Consider the following 19,271-nt stretch of genomic DNA (forward strand, 5'->3'; position numbering starts at 1 on the left):
AGGTTTCTCCCGGCATTTTTCATTGGGAGCCCGTTTTAGCGCGATCCAGCCAACTCCGTCGCTGAAAAATCCTTCTCTTGTCGTCAAAGTCCGCGTCCACCGGCAAAGATGAGCCTTGTAAACGGGAATGGACGGGGACGGCCGAACAATGTTACCCATTCGGCCGCGCGATCGGCGGCCTGTGGGTGGCCGAGGGGGTCGCGGCACCCATATCCTAGTCAATCTTTCAGTCCCATGGAGGACAACTTGTTCGGAAACAACCTACGGTCCAACGCGCTTGCCTTGGCTTTTGGTGCGCTGACCCTCGCCGCGGCGGCGTCGGGCGCACAGGCACAGAACGCACAGCCTGCAGCCCAGGCATCAAAGACGGAGACGTTCGGCAGCTGGGGCATGACCTGCGCCCAGCCGAATGCCTGCCAGATCCAGCAGACGCTCGGGAACAAGGACAAGAAGTTCGTGGCCGCGCTGGTTCACAGCAAGGCCAACGGGCAGAACATTCTCATGGCGGTCGTGCCGCTTGGCTTCCGCCTGCAGAACAATCCGGAACTGCGCATCGACAATGGAGCCCCGGTTCCCGGCGCCTATGTCCAGTGCCTGGCCGCCGGCTGCCGCATTGGCTTCGAAGGTTCCGACGCGACCATGAAGGCACTTCAGAGCGGCGCGAAGGCGAGCGTGACGCTGATGTCGCCGCAGAACAAGCCTGTGCCAGTCGTGTTCGACCTGAAGGGCTTCGGCGACGCCAAGAAGGCCCTGGACCAGAAGGTCAAATAATCAGCTCCGACGTCTGACGATCTTGCGGCCACCGTCCTCGACGGTGGCCGTTTTCGTTTGCAGTGGCCGCGTCAGGCCCGGTGCGCCTGGACGATCAGCGACGTGATGGCCGGCTCGCCCAGGGAACGGGCCGCTTCCAGACGATGCAGGCCTTCCACGAGAACATAGCGGTCCTTGTCGCGCCGGACATGGATCGGGATCCTGAGGCCGTTTTCGAGGATGTCCTTGGCAAGCTTCTCCACCTTCCCCTGATCGAGCCCCTTGCGATGCTTGACGGGGATGTAAATCTGGTCGATCGGCACCTGGACGGTTTTCATCATGGCGTTGGCAGCTCCCTCACCGCCGATGATAGCAGGCTTTCGGGACGCGTCCACGATACCGGACACTCTCAGCCTCGTGGCAGCAGGCTCTGGATCATGCGTTCGAGTTCACCCAGGAACCGGGAGCGATCCTGCTTGGTGTAACCTGGCACATAGCCCTTGATCTCGCCCGTCTCGCGCAGATGGGTGTTCAGGTCGCGCATGGCGAGCGCCATGCCGATGCCGTGCTCGGTAAACGGCTTGCCGGACGGCCCCAGCACCAGCGCTTCCTGTTTCAGGCAGCGCGCCGCCAGCGGAATGTCCGCCGTGATGGCGATGTCCCCCGGCCCGATATGCTCGGCGATCCAGTCATCGGCCGCGTCGAAGCTTTCCGGCACCACGACCTGGCGAACATTGGGCGCGTTGGCGCGGCGGCTCCACCGATTGCTGACAAAATAGACCTGCAATCCATGACGGTCCGCGACCCGCAGCACCTCTTCCTTCACGGGGCAGGCGTCACCATCCACATACAGATCGAGCATGGGCCATCAGCGCCGCTTGCCGGCCGCCTCTGCCGCGGCCTGCGCGGCGGCGATGGCTTCCAGCGTGGCGCGGCGGCCCAGCCCCGCCTGGGTGCTGTTCGGATCGATCACCAGAGCCTTGTCGAAATCGGCCAGGGCGCGATCGTAGCTCTTCCATGCATGGTAGACCCAGCCTCGACGGGTATAGGCATCGGCGTCGATATAGTCGCGGTTGATCAGCTGGGTCAGATCCTCGACCGCCTTGTTGTACTCGCCCTGCTGCTGGAACAGCATGGCCCGGCCCTTTCGGGCCTCCAGATTGCCCGGCACGATCCGCAGCGCCTCGGTGTAATCGGCCAGGGCGGACGCCACATCCAGTTGCCGCTGATACACGCGGGCTCGCGCGATGTAGGCGTCCACATCGTCCGGTCGCAGATCGACCAGCGTGCTGAAATCGGCCAGCGCGCCGCGGCTGTCGCCCCGGTATTGATAAAGCAGTCCCCTGCCCCGATAGGCTTCGGCCAGCTTCGAATTCTTCTCCAGGGCAGCGGTATAATCGGCGATGGCCTCGTCGACCCGGTTCAACGCGTAATAGGCGAGCGCGCGCCGGTAAAGCGTATCGGCATCGGCGCGGCCGCCCTCGATGGCCGCCGTGTAGTCACGGACCGCATCCTCGAAGCGGGCATTGTCGTGGTAGACATAGGCGCGCGCCAGCCGGTAGCTCATGTCGCCCGGCGCGAGGTCGATGGCCCGGCTCAAATCCTCGATCGCCAGCTCGACCAGACCGGCCTTCTGACGCGCCATCGCCCGCTCGCGCAGCACCTGCACGTCGTTGGGATACCGTTCAAGGTACTGGTTATAAAGCGCGTTGGCGTCCTCGAAACGGTCTAGCGACTGCATGTAGCGGGCAAAGTCGATAACGATGTAGCCGCGCCCGGCGCCCAGTTCCACGGCGCGGGTGAAATCGGCCTGTGCCGCCGGAACGTTGCCCAGCCTGGCATGGGCCTGCGCCCGGCGCAGATAACCCTCGAACGACTCCGGCGCCTGCTGGATGACGATGGTGAACAGGTCAACGGCCCGGCCGTAATTGCCGCTGTCGAACGCCTGGCGCCCTTCGAGCAGTTCACCGCCGCGATACTCGTCGCGGTGGCTGCCATCCTCGGGCACCGCCTGTCCTTCCGGCGTCGGTTCCTCGAATTCCGGCTGCGGCTCGGCGAGAGCGACACCGCCCACAGGCGCGTCGCACAGTCCCGCGCCGCGGGTCTGGCGCACGCGCTCGAACAGCGCTTCGGCGGTGCCATAACCTGCGTCGCCGGGAACCGAGGCGTTGAAATACCGGTCCAGCGGCTGCTGCGCTTCACAGACACGATCCATCGAGGCCAGCGCCTCCGCCTCGACCAGATAGAACGAGGTCGGCAGCCCGCACAGCATGGTGGCCTGAGCCTCGCGGGCGATCTCGACCATGCGGGACTGGTTGCCCGCCTTGCGTGCCACCTCCAGATCCCTGTCCAGTTGCTGGATGAGGCTCTGGAGCAGAACGCCCTGCTGACTGTCCGCCGGCACGCACCCGGCGCCGCCGGCCAGCTGTTGCGCCCAGCCTGGCGTTCCCCAGGCCGCCAGCACGCCGACCGCCAACCATCCTGCCGCGCGTAGACCCTTCATCCCGTCGTCGCCTCCCGATGCCCATTGCCGAAGGAACAGCATACAAGATCGACCGGCGGGTTCCAGAGAGGGTTTGCCCGGGTCGCTCAGACCCGGATCACCATCTTGCCGGTATTGGCGCCCGCCAGCAGGTCGATGAACGCCTTCGCGGTATTTTCCAGCCCATCGACGATCGTCTCCTCGACCCGAAGCTCGCCGCTTTTCAGCATCCCGGCGAGGTCGGCCATCATCTCGCCGCGCCGCGCCGCGAACAGGCCGATGTTGAAGCCGGTCAGCGTCAGCCCCTTCTCGATGGCCGCGAACAGATTGCCCGGACCCTGACGGTAGTTGCCGGAATTGTAGAGTTCCACGGCGCCGCACAGCGCGAGCCGGCCGAAAATCTTCATGGAATCGATGGCCGCCTCTAGATGCGAGCCCCCCACATTGTCGAAATACATGTCGATTCCGTCCGGCGCGAACGCCCTCAACCGTGCGCGAAGATCGTCGGTGCGGTAATTGATCGTCGCCTCGACGCCCAGTTCGCCGAGCAGCCGTGCCTTGGCCGGATCGCCCGTGCTGCCGATCACCCGGCAGCCGCGCCGCTTCGCCAGCTGGCACACCACCATCCCGACGGCGCCCGCCGCGCCGGAGACGAAGATCGTCTCGCCCGCCTTCGGCTGCAGGACGAACTCCAGCCCGGCATAGGCCGTCATCCCCGACAGGCCGAGCACGCCCAGATAGGCGCTGAGCGGCCCCAGATCCGCATCGACCGGCGCGACCTGGCCGGCATCGGCGACATAAAGGTCACGCCAGCCCTTGAGCGGCGAGAACACATGCGCGCCCACGGGCAGCCGGTCGGACCTTGACTCGACCACCTCGCCCACCGCGCCGCCATCCAGTTCGCCGCCGATCTCGGTCGGCGCATGCACGCCCTTCAGCGTGGTCAGCGACAGCCGCATGTAAGGATCGACCGACAGCCAGCGGTTGCGCACCTTGACCTGTCCCGCCTCCAGCGGCGGCAGCGGCACCTCGGCCAGCTTGAAATCGTCGGCGACCGGCGCGCCATCGGGACGCCTCGCCAGCTGGAAGACCCGGCTCGTTTTACTCATGCTGTTTCCCCTTAGTGATTGGTAGGTTCGATGCGGACTGGAATGGCGGACATCACCGGCATCCGGTTGATGTCCTCGGCTGCCCAATCGGCGCTGACAAGGCGGCTGGTCGGCGCGTAGCGACCGTCCGTTTCATCGGCGTCGCCGGGCAGCCCGCCCCAGCAATGACTCATGGAAATCACGCCGCCGCGCACGGTCTCGTCCGCCCTGACCCTGGCGAGCAGGCTGTCATGCGGCGAGACGATGCGCACCCGGTCTCCGTCGGCGAGGCCCGCCTGCGCCATGTCCGCCGGATTCATGAAGGCCGGGTTGAACGGCATGCGCTCGCGCACGAGCGGCAGATCGGTCCCGGTGGAATTCATCACCTCGCGGAACCGCCGCGACACCAGCCGCAGCGGATAGGCCGCGTCGTCAGGCGCCGGCGCGCGCAGCTCGGCGCACAGGCCCGCCAGTTCCGCGAGCACATCCGGCGCGGCGACATCCAGCCTGCCCGCATCGCCCGGCGCCGGCGCGACGGTCTGTGGCGGCACGTCGTGAAAGCGTCCGCCATCATGGCGGCGGATCTCGTCATAGGGCACCTGCGCGGCCCGCGCCATCAGCGCCAGGATCTCGTCGGTCGTCGGCGCCTCGTCCATGGGCAGCGGCGTGCCCGCGAAATTCAGGGTCACCCCGAGGCGCTTGGCCAGACTCCAGAACACGTACCACTCGTCCACCACATCCCCCGGGCGTTCGATCAGCGCGGGCGTGTACTGGGCATAAGGTTTGGGAAAATACTTGTCGAAGAAGCCGGTATGGTCGGGCCGCTCGAAGGCCAGGGTCGGCGCGATGACATAATGCGCCAGCCGCGCCGTCGCCGACAGGCGCGGGTCGATGCTCACCAGCAGGTCGAGATGGCCAAGCGCCTCCAGCGCCTTGCGCTGGTCCGGCAAGGCCACGGCCGGATTGGCGCCCATGCAGATCAGCGCCCTGATCCGCCCCTTGCCCGGATGCAGGATTTCGTCGGGCAGGATCGCCGACATCATCTGCCCCTTGATGGTCCCGAGGCCGTGACGCCGGCTCCTGGCGCCGTCACGTTCCCATTCGCGGGTCGGCGCCGCCGCCGCTTCCGCCCGCTCCACCCGCGGCGACAGCACGCCCGGGTTCGCCACCGCATCGCCCGCGCGCAGATATCGCCCGCACACCACGTTGAGGCATTGCACCAGATGTTCGGACAGGTTGGAACGGCGGGCCATGTCCGGGCCGGTGCCGCTGCCTGCCATGCCGCTGCGGGAGCCCGCGAACAGCCGTGCGGCCGCGACGATCTGATCCGCCGGAATCCCGGCGCGCTCGCCCGCGCGCGCCGGCGTCACGTCGCGCAGGGCCACGCGCAACGCCTCGACGCCCTCCACATGGCGGGCGCAGAATGCCTTGTCCTCCAGCCCTTCCTGCAGGATCACATGCAGCAAGGCGCCCAGGATCGCCGCGTCCTCGCCCGGCTTCGGCTGGATGAAGATGTCCGCGTGACGCGCCGTCTCGCTCCGGCGCGGGTCGATGACGATGAGCTTCATGCCGCGCGCCCGCGCCTCGGCCAGGCTCTTGACCGGATTGAAATTGTCGAAGCCGGAGAGACCGGGACCGCCGGTGACGGACACCAGCGGATTGGTGCCGACGAACATCCAGACATCGGCGCCGTCGAACGCCTGGAAGCCGCCGCCGAACTCGCCGATCCGGCCCGCGGCGATCCACTTGGCCGACTGATCGATGGTCATGGTCCCGAACAGGCTGGGCGAGCCGATGGCCGCCGCGAAGCCGCCCGCGAAACCGGGATTGGGCGCGGCGAACAGGCCCTGGGTGCCGATGAACACGGCCACGGACCGTGGCCCATCCTCGGCGATGATGATCCGCAACCGTTCGGCGATTTCATCGAACGCATCTTCCGACGCGATCGGCAGGAAATCGTCGCCCGACCGCTTCAGGCTGTTGGTCAGGCGTTCGGGCCCGTGATGAAATTCGGGATTGCGCAGCCCCTTGTAGCAGGCGTAACCGCGCGTCAGCGGGTTGCTCTTGTCACCCACGACCCGCGTGACCCGGCCGTCCTCAATGGTCGCCTCCAGGCCGCAGAAGCCCTGGCAGACGCGGCAATAGGTCTTGCGCGTTTCGGTCCCGTTCGCCATGGCTCTCTCCCCATCCAGCCACGCACATCATTACCAAACATTATAAAATTATAACATAACCTATTTTTGTTGCGCCTTGACATCCCGAACCGTAATGCGCGCCTTGTCGGCCACGCTGCCATCGGCGCGTTGCAGCACGACAAGATGCGTTCCCGGGCGCGGCGCCCACAGATAGTCGCGGGTCGCCGGCCCCAGGACCCGGTCGCCGATCTTGAGCACGAGCGATGGATCGCCGCCTTCCGCCCGGATCGGGACACGCGTGTGGCTGGCCGGAATATCGGGATCGAGGGCCACCACCACGCCATCCGCCGGGCTGACGATCCGTGCGAATGGCCCTGCGGGAACCGCCTCCATGACCGCGATCTCGGTTCCCTTCAGGAACCAGTCCTCCCGAGGCGTTTCCACGGCAGGCGAAAAGCGCACCTGTGACGCGACGACATCCCCCGGGGGCACCGGCGGCGCTTCCGTCTCGTCGCGTGCAAGCTGACTGATCACATCCTGCCAGATCGGCGCGGCGCCGCTGACGCCCGAGACATTATGCATGGAGTCGCCCTCGAAATTGCCGACCCAGACCCCCACCGTGTAGCGGCGGGAATACCCGATGCACCAATTGTCGCGCATGTCCTTGCTGGTCCCCGTCTTCACGGCGCTCCAGAAGCGGGTGTTGAGCGTGTTGGCGAGGCCGAAGGTGGTGATGCGCGCCGCCCGGTCGCTCAGGATATTGGAGACGAGGAACGCCGAGGCCTCCGACATCACGCGGCTGTCCGCCGCGACGGCGGCGTCCGGACTGACCGTGAGCGACGACAGCAGGCCGCCGCGCGCCAGCGCGCGATACGCCGTCACCTGCTCCCACAAGGTCACCTCGGCCGACCCCAGCGCCAGCGAGTAGCCATAATACTCACCGTCGCGGTCGATCCCCGCATATCCGGCGCTGTGCAGGCGGTCGCGGAACGCCTCGACACCCACGAGGACCAGCGTGCGCACGGCCGGCACGTTGAGGGAACTGGCCAGCGCGGTGCGCACGCTGACCATGCCCTTGAAATCCCGGTCGTAATTCTGGGGAATATACATGCCGAGCGCTGTCTGGAGATTGAGCGGTGAATCATCCAGCAGCGACGCTGGCGTCAGGTATCGGCGCTCGAGCGCCAGCCCGTAAAGGAACGGCTTGAGCGTGGAGCCCGCCTGCCGCGGCGCGCGGATGCCATCAACCTGCGCCGAGCGGGACAGACCGCCGCCCGAGGCCACATAGGCCAGCACCTGACCGGTCAGGTTGTCGACGACCAGCACGGCGCCGTCCCGCACATTGGCCTGGGTAAGCCCGCCCAGATGCCGGTCCAGCGCCTCGACGGCGACGCGCTGGATATCGAGGTCCAGGGTGGTACGGCGCCGCTCACCCGCCTGACGCAGCAGCGCATTGCCAAGCTGCGGCGCCAGGTTTTCCTCGGCCATTCGAGCCCGGGCGTTATCCAGAAGCCGCGCGGCCACGGCTCTGATCTCAGCGCAATCGGACAGACGTGCCCGCGCGCAGGCCCGGGCCGCGACGCGCTCCGACGACGCACCCGGGCTGGGCAGTAGGGCCGCGAGCACCAGGCTCTCGCTGGTACCAAGGCCGGACGGGTGCTTGCCGGACAGAAAACGAGCCGTCGCCCCGATCCCCTGCAGCTCGCCCCTGAAGTCCAGAAGGTTGAGATAGGCCTCCAGAATCTGCGGTTTGCTCCAATGACGCTCGAGGCTGTTCGCCGCCCGCATTTGCGCCAGCTTCTGTCTCCAGCCCCGCCGGCCGCCCGCCTTCAGACCGGGATCGATCAGCCCGGCGACCTGCATGGTGATGGTGCTGCCGCCGCGACGGGCGCCGCCGCTCAGCTGGCTCCACACCGCGCCGGCCGCCGCCGTCCAGTCGACGCCGCCATGGCGTTGGAAACGCCTGTCCTCGCCCGCCACGATGGCGTCCTTGAGCGCCGGCGACATGCCATCGAGCGGCACCCAGTCGAGCCGCCTGATGCCGAAATCGACGCGCTTGACGGCGATGACCCGGCCCTCCCGGTCGAGCAGATAGGCTTCGGAGGGGCGATAGGCCTCGCGCACCTCCTTATAGGACGGCATGGAGACCGGCCAGAACAGGACTGCCGCCAACGCTGCCACCAGCACCACTGGTGGCAGCAGCAGGAACAGCCGGCGGCGTGTCACTTCGCCTTCACCTCCAGCGCGGCGTTGGGATACTCGCCGAACATCTCGGGCGCATACATCGCCTCGATGCGCGTGGTCGGCAACTGGAACGTTCCGGGATTATTGAAACGCACGGTGTATTCCACCGTCCACTTTCCCTTCGGCACGAACCGGTAGTAGGCGATGAAGCCGTCGAAACGCCGCTCCTCGAACGCCTTCGCGACCCAGCCTTCATCCCGTTCTCCCTGGGTCAGGGTCCGGGACTGGTTGGCGAGGCCGCTGCCCAGGATCGTCGCGCCGGCGGGGATGGGATCGTCGACGACGACCCAGCTCATATCGGACTGCGCTTCCAGGTCGAGGCGGATACGGGCCACGTCGCCGCGGGTCCAGACACCCTTTACCGCCTGCTCGACCGGCGTCACCGTCCGCACCGCCGTGAAGCCGGTCGTCAGAGGCTGCTTCAGCGGCAAGGCCGCCTTGGCCTGTACGATCGTCCAGGGCTTTCCGGCCCCCTGCTGTGTCAGCACGAGATCCTGCCGGCCGTCCTGCCACGGAAACGATTTTTCATGGACCGGAGCGCCGGTGTCCCAGGTCACGGAATCCGAGGCGGCACCGTAAGTCAGAGCGGTCGCGCCGGTCACCGGCGTCGCCTCGAATCGCGCGCTGAACTTCTCCATGGCAAGCACGCCCCACGCGTTCGCGACGGTCGTGTTCCAGTGACCCTGCTGCATGCGGCCCAGCGCGCCCCGAACCATGCGCGGGATGTCCGCCTGCCACTGCGGCGACTCCATGACCGACAGCAGGATGCGGTTGGCGTTGGAATCGGGCGAGATCATCAGCCACCACAGCGCGTCGCTGCGTTCGGTGGAAAAGCCCATGGTCGTGCCCTGGAAGTTGAGCCGCGACCGCAGAATGTTCTCGGCCTGGGCCAGCTTCTGGTCGCGGCCCGGAATGGTGTCCATGCGCTGCAAGATGTTGCGCCAGTCGATCACCGCCGACGTCGGCCACAGATTCGGCTCGATGGCGATGCTGGTCAGCATCTCCGGCATCGCCGCGCCATACCGCGAAAGCGCTTCGATCGCCGCGATCTTGCGGATCGCCAGATCCGCCGTGGGCAACGCCGAGCCCCGGACGATCCGGCCTTCGACGAAGCCGGCGAGACCCTGGAGAAGAATGTTCCGCTCGTTCTCGGGAATGTCCCAGCCCGCCTCGTGCGACACCGCCAGCACATAGGTGGTCAGCGTGTCCTCGCCCTGCAGCAACTGGCTGGGGAAATAGCGCAGCAGACCGTCGCGGTCCCGATATTCGGGCATCAGGCTGACCATCCTTTGCCACAGCGCCTCGTCGCGCAGGGCAATCGAGCGGGAGACGTTCTGCTCGAAGCAGGTGTACGGGTACAGCGACATGTAATCGCGCACCCCATCCAGTCCGTCACCCAGCCTGGCGCGCAGGGTGACGTCAAGACCGCCGCGCCCCGGAATGGCGTCCGCCGGCCGCTCCGCCGGAATGCTGAGGCTGCCATCGACCTGCTCCAGCGTCGCCATGTAGGTCCGGACAGGCACGGCCTCGCGGACCGCCTGCTTCACGCGGAGCTGGTCACCGGTCGCGGTGCCCTTCTTGCGCACCGAAATATCCCAGCCCAGCTCCTTGGGCCCGTTCGGCACCGTCACCATCCAGTTCACATCCCGCGCGGCGCCCGCCGGTACGTCGATCTCACGGACGTCCAGCGGCGCGGGCAAAGCGGGCGTTACCACCGCCTCGACCGCGACCTTCATGTTCTTCTTCGTGGTGTTGCGGACAGTGAACATGGCCGTGAATCGGTCGCCTTCGCGCACCATTTGAGGCAGCCCCGAATGCACCATCAGATCCTGGCTGGTGGCGATGGTGGCGCTGCCCGTGCCGAACAGGTCCGCCGCCGCGTTGGCAACCGCGACGATCCGGAAGCTGGTCAGCGAGTCGTTCAGCGGAATGGTCACCACGGCATTGCCATCGGCGTCCAGCTTGGCGCGTCCCTGCCAGAGAAGCAGTGTGTCGAACAGCTCGCGCGCGCCTTCCCGTCCACCGCCGCCGCCGGTCGGCACGGCCTTGCGGCCATAATGCCGTTTGCCGACGACCTGCATCTGCGCGGTGGAACTCCAGACCTCGATGGCACGCTCGCCCATCATGCTGTCCAGCAGGTTCCACGACGGATTCGGCGACAAGGCCAGCAGTCCTTCATCGACCGCCGCGATCGCGATCTCGGCGCCGGCGGGCAGCTTCTTGCCGTTCGCGCGTTCGACATGGATCGCGACCTCGACCTTGTCCCGGACGCGGAACGTATCTCCCTTCGGCTTGACCGTGACATCGAGCCGATGCGGCTTCCAGCCAACGCGGATCTTGCCCACGCCGAGCCGGTAGGCGGGCTTGCTGAGGTCGACCAGCGCCGATGCCTTGCCGCCATCACGGGCAACCAGCCAGCGCGGCAGGTCGTATTCCCGTGCCATGTCGGACATCCAACTGCGCCAGTCCCCGACCCGGCCGCGCACGGCCAGCACGGACACAAAGATGTTCGGCGCGTAATTGTCCTTGATCGGCACCTCGATGACCGGGTTGCTGCCGGAGATCTCCGTGACGAAGCTGTCGATCACGCCTTCGCGCTCCACGGTCACCAGCGCGGTGGCATGGCGGAATGGCGAGCGCACCTGGAAGCGCGCGGTGTCGCCGGCCTGATACTCCGGTTCCTCGGGCAGCACGTCCATGCGGTCGCTGGCGGCCTGGTCGAACCAGCTGTCACTGCCCGCGACCCAGGCGGACTGGGTCGCGCCGGAGACACGACCCTCCTTGTCCTTGGCCTCGGCACGCAACAGGATTTCGCCGGAGACGCCGGGCGCGACATCGCAGTGCATCAGCCCGTTGCGGTCGGTGTCGCCTTCGCACGACGCCGGAATGCGGCTGACCTTCGTGCTGCTTTCATAATCATAGAAGCCGCCGATCAGACGCTTCCGGTATGAATAGGTCGTGCGCTGGTAGAGCGAGACCCGGACCTCACGGCCGCTGACGGGCTTGCCGTCCAGATCGAGAACAACCACCGAGAAGCGCAGATTGTCGCCGCTGCCCGTCCACTGGTCGCGTTTGATGCCCACGTGAATCGCGGAAGGACGAAGGGAAACCCGCCCAGCCACGGTCTGGATCTCGCCATTGGCGTCGCTGTATTCCAGCTCGGCGACCAGTTGCGCCGGTTCGTCCAGGGTTTTCGGCACCGGCACGCTGACCCGCCGCGCACCCTGCGCGTCGAGCGTCAGCGGAATGACCTGGGTCCTCGGCTGGGACGTATCGCCGTTCTGCTCCGGATCGATATCATACGGCGTCCCTTCGCTCTGCTGCAGGCCTTCCTTCACCGGCTTTCCGCCGAAGCCGTAATTGTCGTAGTCGGCGAACGAGACCTGTTGCGGTGTAACCACGGTACGTAACTTGACCGGCGCATCGCCCGCGCCGCCGCCGGAGAGATATTTGACGTAGAGGTCGAACTGGACGTCCTTGGGCTTTACCTGCGGCTTGTCCGGCCCCTGGACGACCGCCGACATGGTCGGCACGCGGAACTGTTCGACCTTGAACGTGCCGGCGCTGAATGTTTCGGTCGGGCTGAAATCCAGCGACACGGTGTACTCGCCCAGCTTGGCTTCGGCCGGTATCTGCCATGTTTGCTCGGCGATGCCGCCCGCATCGAACGACGCGGCCAGCTCATAGGACTGATCGCTGCCGCGGTGGGTGATGACCAGCTTGGCCGCTCGCGGCTTGTCATCCATCCGGACGATGCCGTCGGACGTATGACGGCGCAGGAAGAACTTCATCGAAACGGTCTCGCCCGCGCGGAACAGGCTGCGGTCGAACACGGTGCGCACCAGGCTGGGATCGGCGCCATAGGCCGGCAGGTTGAAGTCGTAGGGGCCGATACCATTGTTCCACGACGTCAGCGTGAAACTCATGTCGTCATCGGTGCGCGCGCTGATCATCAAGGCCGGCGACGACCAATCGACACAGCGCTCGGACGTGTAGGTCGGCGGCGGCAGCTTGCCCGCCTCCACCGTGGCCGTTCCCTTCTTGCCGGTCGCGCCCGTCCACAGCACGTTCCCGGTACAGAAGTCACTGATGCTGATCCGGGCATTCGCCACCGGCTTGGCGTCGTGCAGGCTTGTGACCCAGACGGCCGAGCGCTCGCGGCCCCATTTGAAATGGACTGTCATGTCCGTGACCAGCGCGGTGGTGGCCACATGGCGCACCTTTCCCTTGGCCATCAGCGCTTCGCCCAGGATCGGGCTGGCCAGCTCGATGACATAGAAGCCCGGATTCTGCAGCGGAATGCCGACCACCTCGAACGCCTTGGCGCCCTCGGCCTTGGGCAGTTTGAACGCCATGGTTTTTGCCCTGGCGCCGAACACCGAATTGTCGCCGGTCCGTTCGATCCAGCGGGCCGGCTTGCCCGCTTCGGTGGTCTCGTAGCTACCGCGATTCTCCATCCCGGTTGAAACGCGGCGCAGCCATTCGGCGATCTGCTTGTCGTCCTGGGAGAGGACCAGCGCATTGCCGGCGATCGGTGACGTCAGCGCCGCCTTGCCGGGAACAAGCGGTTCCACGTTGCGAAGGGTGACCGGGAGCACGCCGCCCTCATGCGCCTCGATGATGCCGAACTCGCCGGAGAACTTGGCAAGCGGCGGATATACATCGACGGCCATCTGCAGTGGAAAGCGCTGCGCATTCTCGAGCGTGCGGCCGGCATCATCCGTCAGTCCGGCCGGCAGGTTGACAATCATCGACGTTTTCTCGGGGAACGGCCCGGTGAATTCCAGGTTGCTCAGCGCCGCTTCCGCGCCTTCCAGCTTCGGCTTGTAGACCTTGCCGCCTGGGGCCGTCAGTGTCACGCCGAGGGCCTTCTCGCGCGGCACCGGCGAGGAAAAATTGACCCGGATCGGCCGCATGGGCAGACAACCCGCCTGTGCGTTGGTCCTCTCGCATTCGACGCGCGCGGTGAAGGCCGGACGCACGCGGTAGGACAGGCGCTGCTCCTGGCCGTTGCCGACGCCCTGAGGGGTCGCCACGCCCTCGCCCCAAACCAGTTCGACCCGCGTTGCCGGTGCCAGGTCGCGCTGGCAGCGGACCACCGAGACCAGCTGCTCGGCCTTTTCCACCGCGCGGTCACGCACGCGGGCATAGGATTCGCCGCCATCCTTCCAGAGGAGATAGTAATAGGAATATCCGGTCCGGCGGCTGGCTTTCAGGATCGCCTCGCGCTCGTCGCCACGCAGGACCTGCAGGGGAATACGCTCGCCCACGCCCTCGACGGCGCAGTAGGCGTTTTTCTCGATGGACGCGGGATCGGCCGGCGCGTCCAGCGCCAGGACGAAGACCTGACGCTCGTCGATGCTTTCGGAGCCCTGATAGGGAAGCTGGGCCCGGATCGAAGGCCCGCCGGTGTTGAAACTGTAAGAAGGGGTGCCCGAAATACCGCTGCCATCGAGCGCCCGCGCCGTCTCCTTGGCGGTGAAACTACAGGTGACGCCGCCGGGCACATCGGCCTCGAAGTCATAGACCCAGTTGCGCGTATCGGCCCAGCGACCCTTGCCCTTGGCCGGACACTGGACGTCGAACGGATCGTCGAGACGGGGATCGCCGAGCGCGACCATGTTGGAGGAGAAGCGAACCGCGACCTGCCGCACGTCCTTGACGGTCCCGGTCGGCGTGAACACCTCGACGGAAACCGCGTTGGCGGCCGTGGGGGCCATGACGGTTGTCAACGCCGTCACCAGCGCGAACCCCAACCCGGAAATGCGAGCTTTCCAATTCCGCGTCATGTCCCTGCCTCCAGGCATCCGGCCACTTGAAAAACGTTGGCGCCGTTGGCCGGCCGGGCGCGATTGTACGCGCGTAAACCGGTTAAGTTCTAGCGGTCGCTCAAAAAATTCTCGTTCCCACCCCGACCGTTCCGTCACGACGATATCAGCCACCGACAAATCGGAGTATGTTACCCGGCGGTTCATTTCGGGAGGGAAACCATGAGCGAAACACCGAGCCAGGAACTCGTCATTCTGGTCTGGAGCGTCATCCTGACCTTTGTCCTGATCCTGATACCGGCAACCCAGTCGGTGATGGTCAATGGCATGAAGACCATGACGGGCGCGCGCGACAACCTGCCCGAGCCAGGCACGGTCAACAAGCGGCTGCGCCGCCTGGCCGGCAACATGATCGAGAACATGGTCCTGTTCACGCCGCTGGTGCTGGCGGCCGCCGTCGCCGGTATCTCCAACGAGTGGACGGTGCTGGGCGCGCAGCTCTTCCTCGGTGGACGCATCGTGCATGCCCTGGTCTATGCCTTCGGCGTCCCCTGGATCCGCCCCGTGTTCTGGGGCGTCGCGGTTACCGGCATGGGCATGATCGCCTGGCAGCTGTTGTCGTAATCGCATTAACCATCCGATGTTGATGGGAAATTTCCGGATGGTGTAAACTGAGTGCCCTTGTAGCGCAGAGCCAGGTTCATCATGTGGCGGGCATTCGCGAACCGGTCACTTGGACTACTCGCCTGGCTTGTCTGGCACTGCAGTTCTCCGCGACACGCGCAACTGGCGGCATGGCGCGTGATCGTCGTCTCCCACCCGATGCTTTCCCTGATCTATCGGACCGGTGTGTCCAGGCGGCTTCGCAAGGATTGGCGCGGGTCCATGCTCAACCGGTTTCTCAGCGTGTTCGCCCGTATTGATCCGGCGTTCAAACTCCATGTGGACATGAGCGGGATCCATTATCTGGACGACGCCCGTCGGCGGCATGGCGGCGTTCTGATCTGCACGGGGCATTTCGGACTGACGCTGGCCGCTCACAAGGCGCTTCTGGACCTGAGTATCGAACCCGTCTTCGTTGGTTCCGGCTTGGAGGGTGCGCGCGATACATCCGGGTGGAACTGGGGAACGCCCAAGCCGGTCGAGTTGCTGGATTCAGACCGGCCCGATGTTCTCCTCCAGGCCAGGCGGCGGATCGACGCCGGCGCCGTGGTCATCGCCTATGTGGATTACGACCCGGAAGAGGGCCGTGCCGGCAAAGGCGGGCCGATGGCCATCTCGCCCAATGCCTTCGCCTGGGCCGCCTTGAACCGCGTCCCGCTGCTGTTCATGGCGTCCCATCCGGGCAAAGACGGCAGGATCCAGCTGGAATTCACGTTGCCGCCGCATCCGCTGCCCGACAATCCGCGCGCAGCGCACGAATGCGCGACCGGGTTCCGGGATTTCATGGCGGCCCGGATGGACCGCGATTATGTGATCCTGCGCCCCAAGGACGCTGGTCCGGCTCTTTGAGACGCCTATTCCGCCGCGACCTTCGGCTCCGGCTCCTGCCACGTCAGGATCGGCGAACGGGCCGCGCGGGTCTCGTCCAGACGGCTGACCGGTGCAAAGCGCGGCGCCGACGCGAAGCGTTCCGTGTCGCCCGATTTCGCCGCCACGGCCAGCGCCCGCATGGCGCCGATGAACTCGTCCAGGCTGTCCTTGCTCTCGGTTTCCGTCGGCTCGACCAGCATGGCGCCGTGGACGACCAGCGGGAAATACATGGTCATGGGGTGATAGCCCTCGTCGATCAGCGCCTTGGCGAAGTCGAGGGTGGAAACGCCCGTATCCTTCAGGAAGCGGTCGTCGAACAGCACCTCATGCATGCAGGGCCCGTCGAAGGACGGCGTCATGACGTCCTTGAGGCTCTCGCGGATGTAGTTGGCGTTCAGCACCGCGTCCTCGGCCACCTGCTTGAGGCCGTCGCCGCCGTGGCTGAGCATGTAGGTCAGCGCGCGCACGAACATGCCCATCTGGCCGTGGAACGCGGTCATCCGGCCCACCTGGGCGTGCGGCACGCTTTCCTGGATGCTCAGGCCGTCCGGGCCGCGCACCACGATGGCCGGCGGAATGAAAGGCGCCAGCGCCTCGGAGAACACGACCGGTCCGGCGCCCGGACCACCGCCGCCATGCGGCGTCGAGAACGTCTTGTGCAGGTTGATGTGCATGGCGTCGATACCCAGATCGCCGGGACGCACCTTGCCGACGATCGCGTTGAAATTGGCGCCGTCGCAGTAAAAGAAGCCGCCCGCCTCGTGCACCTTTTCCGCGATCCGGATGATGTCGCGCTCGAACAGGCCGCAGGTGTTGGGATTGGTCAGCATGATCGCCGCCACGTCGGGCCCCAGCTTGGCGATCATGGCGTCCACGTCGACGCGGCCGTCGGCCGTGGCCGGGATCGGGTCGACGTCATAGGCGCACAGCGCCGCCGTCGCCGGGTTGGTGCCATGGGCCGATTCCGGCACCAGCACGCGGGTGCGCGCATCGCCGCGGGCTTCCAGCGCCGCTCGAATGACCATCAGGCCGCACAGCTCGCCATGGGCGCCGGCCTTGGGGGACAGCGCCACGCCGGGCATGCCGGTCAGCACCGACAGCCAGTTTGTCAGCTCATCCATGACCTCCAGCGCGCCCTGCACCGTCGAGACCGGCTGCAGCGGATGGATGTCGGCGAAGCCCGGCAGCGAGACCACCTTCTCGTTCAGCCGCGGGTTGTGCTTCATGGTGCACGAGCCCAGCGGGAACAGGCCCATGTCGATGGCGTAGTTCTTGCGGCTGAGGCGGGTGTAGTGGCGCACCGCCTGCGGCTCGGACAGGCCGGGCAGGCCGATGGGCCTGCCGCGCCCGAGGCCGCCGAGACGGTCGGTCACCGGTTCGGCGTCCGGCAGATCGACGCCCGTGCGCCCCCAGCCATTCAGCTCGAACAGCAGCGGCTCGTCGAGCGCCAGCGCCCGGTTACCGGTCCAGGTCGGGCCCGCGCCCTCGCCCGTGGATGTCGTCGGCCCCGTAGGACGGCCCTGTCTGTTCATTGCAGCACCTCCGTCAGCGCGCGGGCGAGCGCGGCGATGTCTTGGTCCGTGTTCGTTTCGGTGACCGCGAGGACGATGAGGTCGTCATGGTCGGGATGGAAGCGGGAGACCGGGACGCCGGCGAGCACGCCCTGGGCCGCCATGCGTTCGATCGCCTGCGCGGCCGAGCCGGGCACGCGGATGGTGAATTCGTTGAAGAAACTGTCGTTCAGCACCTCGACGCCGGGGACGCGAGCCAGGGTTTCCGCGGTTTTCACGGCCTTGGCGTGGTTCAGCGCGGCCAGCCGGCGCAGGCCGGTTTCGCCGAGCAGGGTCATGTGGATGGTGAACGCCAGCGAGCACAGGCCCGAATTGGTGCAGATGTTGCTCGTCGCCTTCTCGCGCCGGATGTGCTGTTCGCGGGTCGACAGGGTGAGCACGAAGCCGCGCCGCCCCTCGGAATCCACAGTTTCGCCACACAATCGCCCCGGCATTTGCCTCACAAACTTCTGCCGGGTGGCGAAAAGCCCCAGATAAGGACCGCCGAAATTGAGCGCGTTGCCGATGGACTGCCCCTCGCCCACGACGATGTCGGCGCCCATCTCGCCCGGCGACCGGATGGCGCCGAGCGACACCGCCTCGGTGAAGACGACGATCAGAAGCGCGCCCGCCTGGTGGGCGGCGGCGGCGAGACCGGAGAGGTCCTGGAGGCGGCCGAAGAAGTCCGGGTTCTGGACGACCACGCAGGAAGTGTCCTCGTCGATCAGGCCGACCAGATCCTCGTCGCCCTGGGGCGCGGGGGCGCGGCGCAGGACGCGCTCGTCCTCGCGGGTGAAGCGGGTCACCGTCTCGACCACGTCGGCATATTGGGGATGCAAATTGCCGGACAGGATGACCTTGCGCCGCTTGGTGATGCGCTGGGCCATCAGCACCGCCTCGCCGCAGCCGGTCGAGCCGTCATACATGGAGGCGTTGGCCACATCCATGCCGGTGAGGCGCGCCACCTGGGTCTGGAACTCGAACAGGTACTGCAGTGTGCCCTGGCTGATCTCCGGCTGGTACGGCGTGTAGGCGGTGAGGAACTCGCCGCGCTGGATCAGGTGCTGCACGCTGGCCGGGATGTGGTGGCGGTAGGCGCCCGCGCCGACGAAGAACGGCACGCTGCCGGCGGCCACGTTGCGCGCGGCGAGCGCTTCCATGTGCCGCTGAACCTCGAGTTCGCCCTGATGGCGCGGCAGGTCGAGCGGTCCGTCGAGCCGCGCCGCCTCGGGCACGTCGCGAAACAGGTCGTCGACGGAGGCCACGCCCATGCTGGACAGCATGTCGCGCCGGTCGTCCTCGTTCAGCGGCAGGTAGCGCATGGTGTTCTCCTCAGTCCAGGCCGTCGACGAAGGCCTTGTAGTCTTCCTCGGTCATCAGGGCGTCCACGTCGCCCGGATTGGCCAGCTTCACCTTGAAGATCCAGCCCTCACCCTGCGGCGACGAATTGACCAGCGCCGGGTCCGCCTCGAGCGCCCCGTTGCCCTCGACCACCTCGCCGGTGACCGGGGAATAGATCTCGCTGGCCGCCTTCACGGACTCGATCACGCCCGCCTCGCCGCCCGCCTTGAGCGCCTTGCCGGCCTCGGGCACTTCCACATAGACCACGTCGCCCAGCGCGTTCTGGGCATAATCGGTGATGCCGACGACGCCGACCTCGCCTTCCAGCCGGATCCATTCATGTTCCTTGGTGTATCGAACGTCGCTCATGGACACGGCTC

The 19,271-nt window shown here is 66.4% G+C and carries 13 protein-coding genes; 3 read left to right on the forward strand and 10 right to left on the reverse strand.

Features of this window, described 5'->3' with window-relative positions; genetic code table 11:
• Positions 1-246: 246 nt before the first annotated feature.
• On the forward strand, positions 247-771 hold the full coding sequence (locus WJU17_RS05410) for an invasion associated locus B family protein (RefSeq protein WP_346326313.1): 525 nt from the start codon (positions 247-249) through the stop codon (positions 769-771).
• A 71-nt stretch (positions 772-842) separates the two neighbouring features.
• On the opposite strand, the gene WJU17_RS05415 is transcribed toward WJU17_RS05410, so the two are convergent.
• From WJU17_RS05415 to WJU17_RS05445, 7 genes are all read right to left on the reverse strand, one after another.
• Entirely contained in the window at positions 843-1,091 is a 249-nt protein-coding gene (locus WJU17_RS05415; protein WP_346326314.1) for a ParB N-terminal domain-containing protein, read from the reverse strand.
• Between the two features lie 68 nt (positions 1,092-1,159).
• Entirely contained in the window at positions 1,160-1,612 is a 453-nt protein-coding gene (locus tag WJU17_RS05420; protein ID WP_346326315.1) for a YaiI/YqxD family protein, read from the reverse strand.
• A gap of 6 nt (positions 1,613-1,618) precedes the next feature.
• Positions 1,619-3,253, reverse strand: coding sequence for a tetratricopeptide repeat protein (locus WJU17_RS05425; protein WP_346326316.1), 1,635 nt, complete (start codon positions 3,251-3,253; stop codon positions 1,619-1,621).
• An 86-nt stretch (positions 3,254-3,339) separates the two neighbouring features.
• Positions 3,340-4,341 (reverse strand): NADP-dependent oxidoreductase, encoded by a 1,002-nt coding sequence (locus tag WJU17_RS05430; RefSeq protein WP_346326317.1) that lies wholly within the window; start codon positions 4,339-4,341, stop codon positions 3,340-3,342.
• Between the two features lie 11 nt (positions 4,342-4,352).
• Positions 4,353-6,494, reverse strand: a complete 2,142-nt coding sequence (locus WJU17_RS05435; RefSeq protein ID WP_346326318.1) for a molybdopterin-dependent oxidoreductase — start codon at positions 6,492-6,494, stop codon at positions 4,353-4,355.
• Positions 6,495-6,554: 60 nt separating this feature from the next.
• A complete protein-coding gene (pbpC, locus tag WJU17_RS05440) occupies positions 6,555-8,681 on the reverse strand; it encodes a penicillin-binding protein 1C (RefSeq protein WP_346326319.1) in 2,127 nt (708 codons plus the stop codon).
• Positions 8,678-14,440 carry an MG2 domain-containing protein gene (locus WJU17_RS05445; RefSeq protein ID WP_346326320.1) on the reverse strand — a complete coding sequence of 1,921 codons (5,763 nt, stop codon included), beginning with the start codon at positions 14,438-14,440 and terminating at the stop codon, positions 8,678-8,680. Before WJU17_RS05445 ends, pbpC begins: the two co-directional genes overlap by 4 nt.
• A gap of 249 nt (positions 14,441-14,689) precedes the next feature.
• Here WJU17_RS05445 and WJU17_RS05450 point away from each other — a divergent pair, with 249 nt between their 5' ends.
• Together WJU17_RS05450 and WJU17_RS05455 are read left to right on the forward strand one after the other, a co-directional pair.
• Positions 14,690-15,091: an MAPEG family protein gene (locus WJU17_RS05450; protein ID WP_346326321.1), complete on the forward strand. Its 402-nt coding sequence runs from the start codon at positions 14,690-14,692 to the stop codon at positions 15,089-15,091.
• Between the two features lie 261 nt (positions 15,092-15,352).
• The gene (locus WJU17_RS05455) at positions 15,353-15,979 is read left to right on the forward strand and encodes a hypothetical protein (RefSeq protein ID WP_346326322.1); all 627 of its coding nucleotides are present in this window, start codon (positions 15,353-15,355) and stop codon (positions 15,977-15,979) included.
• Between the two features lie 5 nt (positions 15,980-15,984).
• On the opposite strand, the gene gcvPB is transcribed toward WJU17_RS05455, so the two are convergent.
• The 3 genes from gcvPB to gcvH are packed head-to-tail and all read right to left on the reverse strand — an operon-like array spanning position 15,985 to position 19,260.
• Entirely contained in the window at positions 15,985-17,532 is a 1,548-nt protein-coding gene (gene gcvPB / locus WJU17_RS05460) for an aminomethyl-transferring glycine dehydrogenase subunit GcvPB (protein WP_346326323.1), read from the reverse strand.
• Positions 17,529-18,872: an aminomethyl-transferring glycine dehydrogenase subunit GcvPA gene (gcvPA, locus tag WJU17_RS05465; RefSeq protein ID WP_346326324.1), complete on the reverse strand. Its 1,344-nt coding sequence runs from the start codon at positions 18,870-18,872 to the stop codon at positions 17,529-17,531. The genes gcvPB and gcvPA overlap by 4 nt, the downstream gene beginning before the upstream one ends.
• Before the next feature lie 10 nt (positions 18,873-18,882).
• Positions 18,883-19,260 carry a glycine cleavage system protein GcvH gene (gcvH, locus tag WJU17_RS05470; protein ID WP_346326325.1) on the reverse strand — a complete coding sequence of 126 codons (378 nt, stop codon included), beginning with the start codon at positions 19,258-19,260 and terminating at the stop codon, positions 18,883-18,885.
• Positions 19,261-19,271: the final 11 nt, after the last annotated feature.

Source organism: Iodidimonas sp. SYSU 1G8, from assembly GCF_039655775.1.
Lineage (GTDB): Bacteria > Pseudomonadota > Alphaproteobacteria > SMXS01 > SMXS01 > RI-34.

Coding starts and splice junctions, on each gene's coding strand:
- gcvPB (WP_346326323.1), bottom strand. CDS start 17,532: ATGAACAGACAGGGCCGTCCTACGGGGCCGACGACATCCACGGGCGAG.
- WJU17_RS05435 (WP_346326318.1), bottom strand. CDS start 6,494: ATGGCGAACGGGACCGAAACGCGCAAGACCTATTGCCGCGTCTGCCAG.
- gcvPA (WP_346326324.1), bottom strand. CDS start 18,872: ATGCGCTACCTGCCGCTGAACGAGGACGACCGGCGCGACATGCTGTCC.
- WJU17_RS05430 (WP_346326317.1), bottom strand. CDS start 4,341: ATGAGTAAAACGAGCCGGGTCTTCCAGCTGGCGAGGCGTCCCGATGGC.
- WJU17_RS05455 (WP_346326322.1), top strand. CDS start 15,353: ATGCTCAACCGGTTTCTCAGCGTGTTCGCCCGTATTGATCCGGCGTTC.
- WJU17_RS05420 (WP_346326315.1), bottom strand. CDS start 1,612: ATGCTCGATCTGTATGTGGATGGTGACGCCTGCCCCGTGAAGGAAGAG.
- WJU17_RS05425 (WP_346326316.1), bottom strand. CDS start 3,253: ATGAAGGGTCTACGCGCGGCAGGATGGTTGGCGGTCGGCGTGCTGGCG.
- WJU17_RS05415 (WP_346326314.1), bottom strand. CDS start 1,091: ATGATGAAAACCGTCCAGGTGCCGATCGACCAGATTTACATCCCCGTC.
- gcvH (WP_346326325.1), bottom strand. CDS start 19,260: ATGAGCGACGTTCGATACACCAAGGAACATGAATGGATCCGGCTGGAA.
- WJU17_RS05450 (WP_346326321.1), top strand. CDS start 14,690: ATGAGCGAAACACCGAGCCAGGAACTCGTCATTCTGGTCTGGAGCGTC.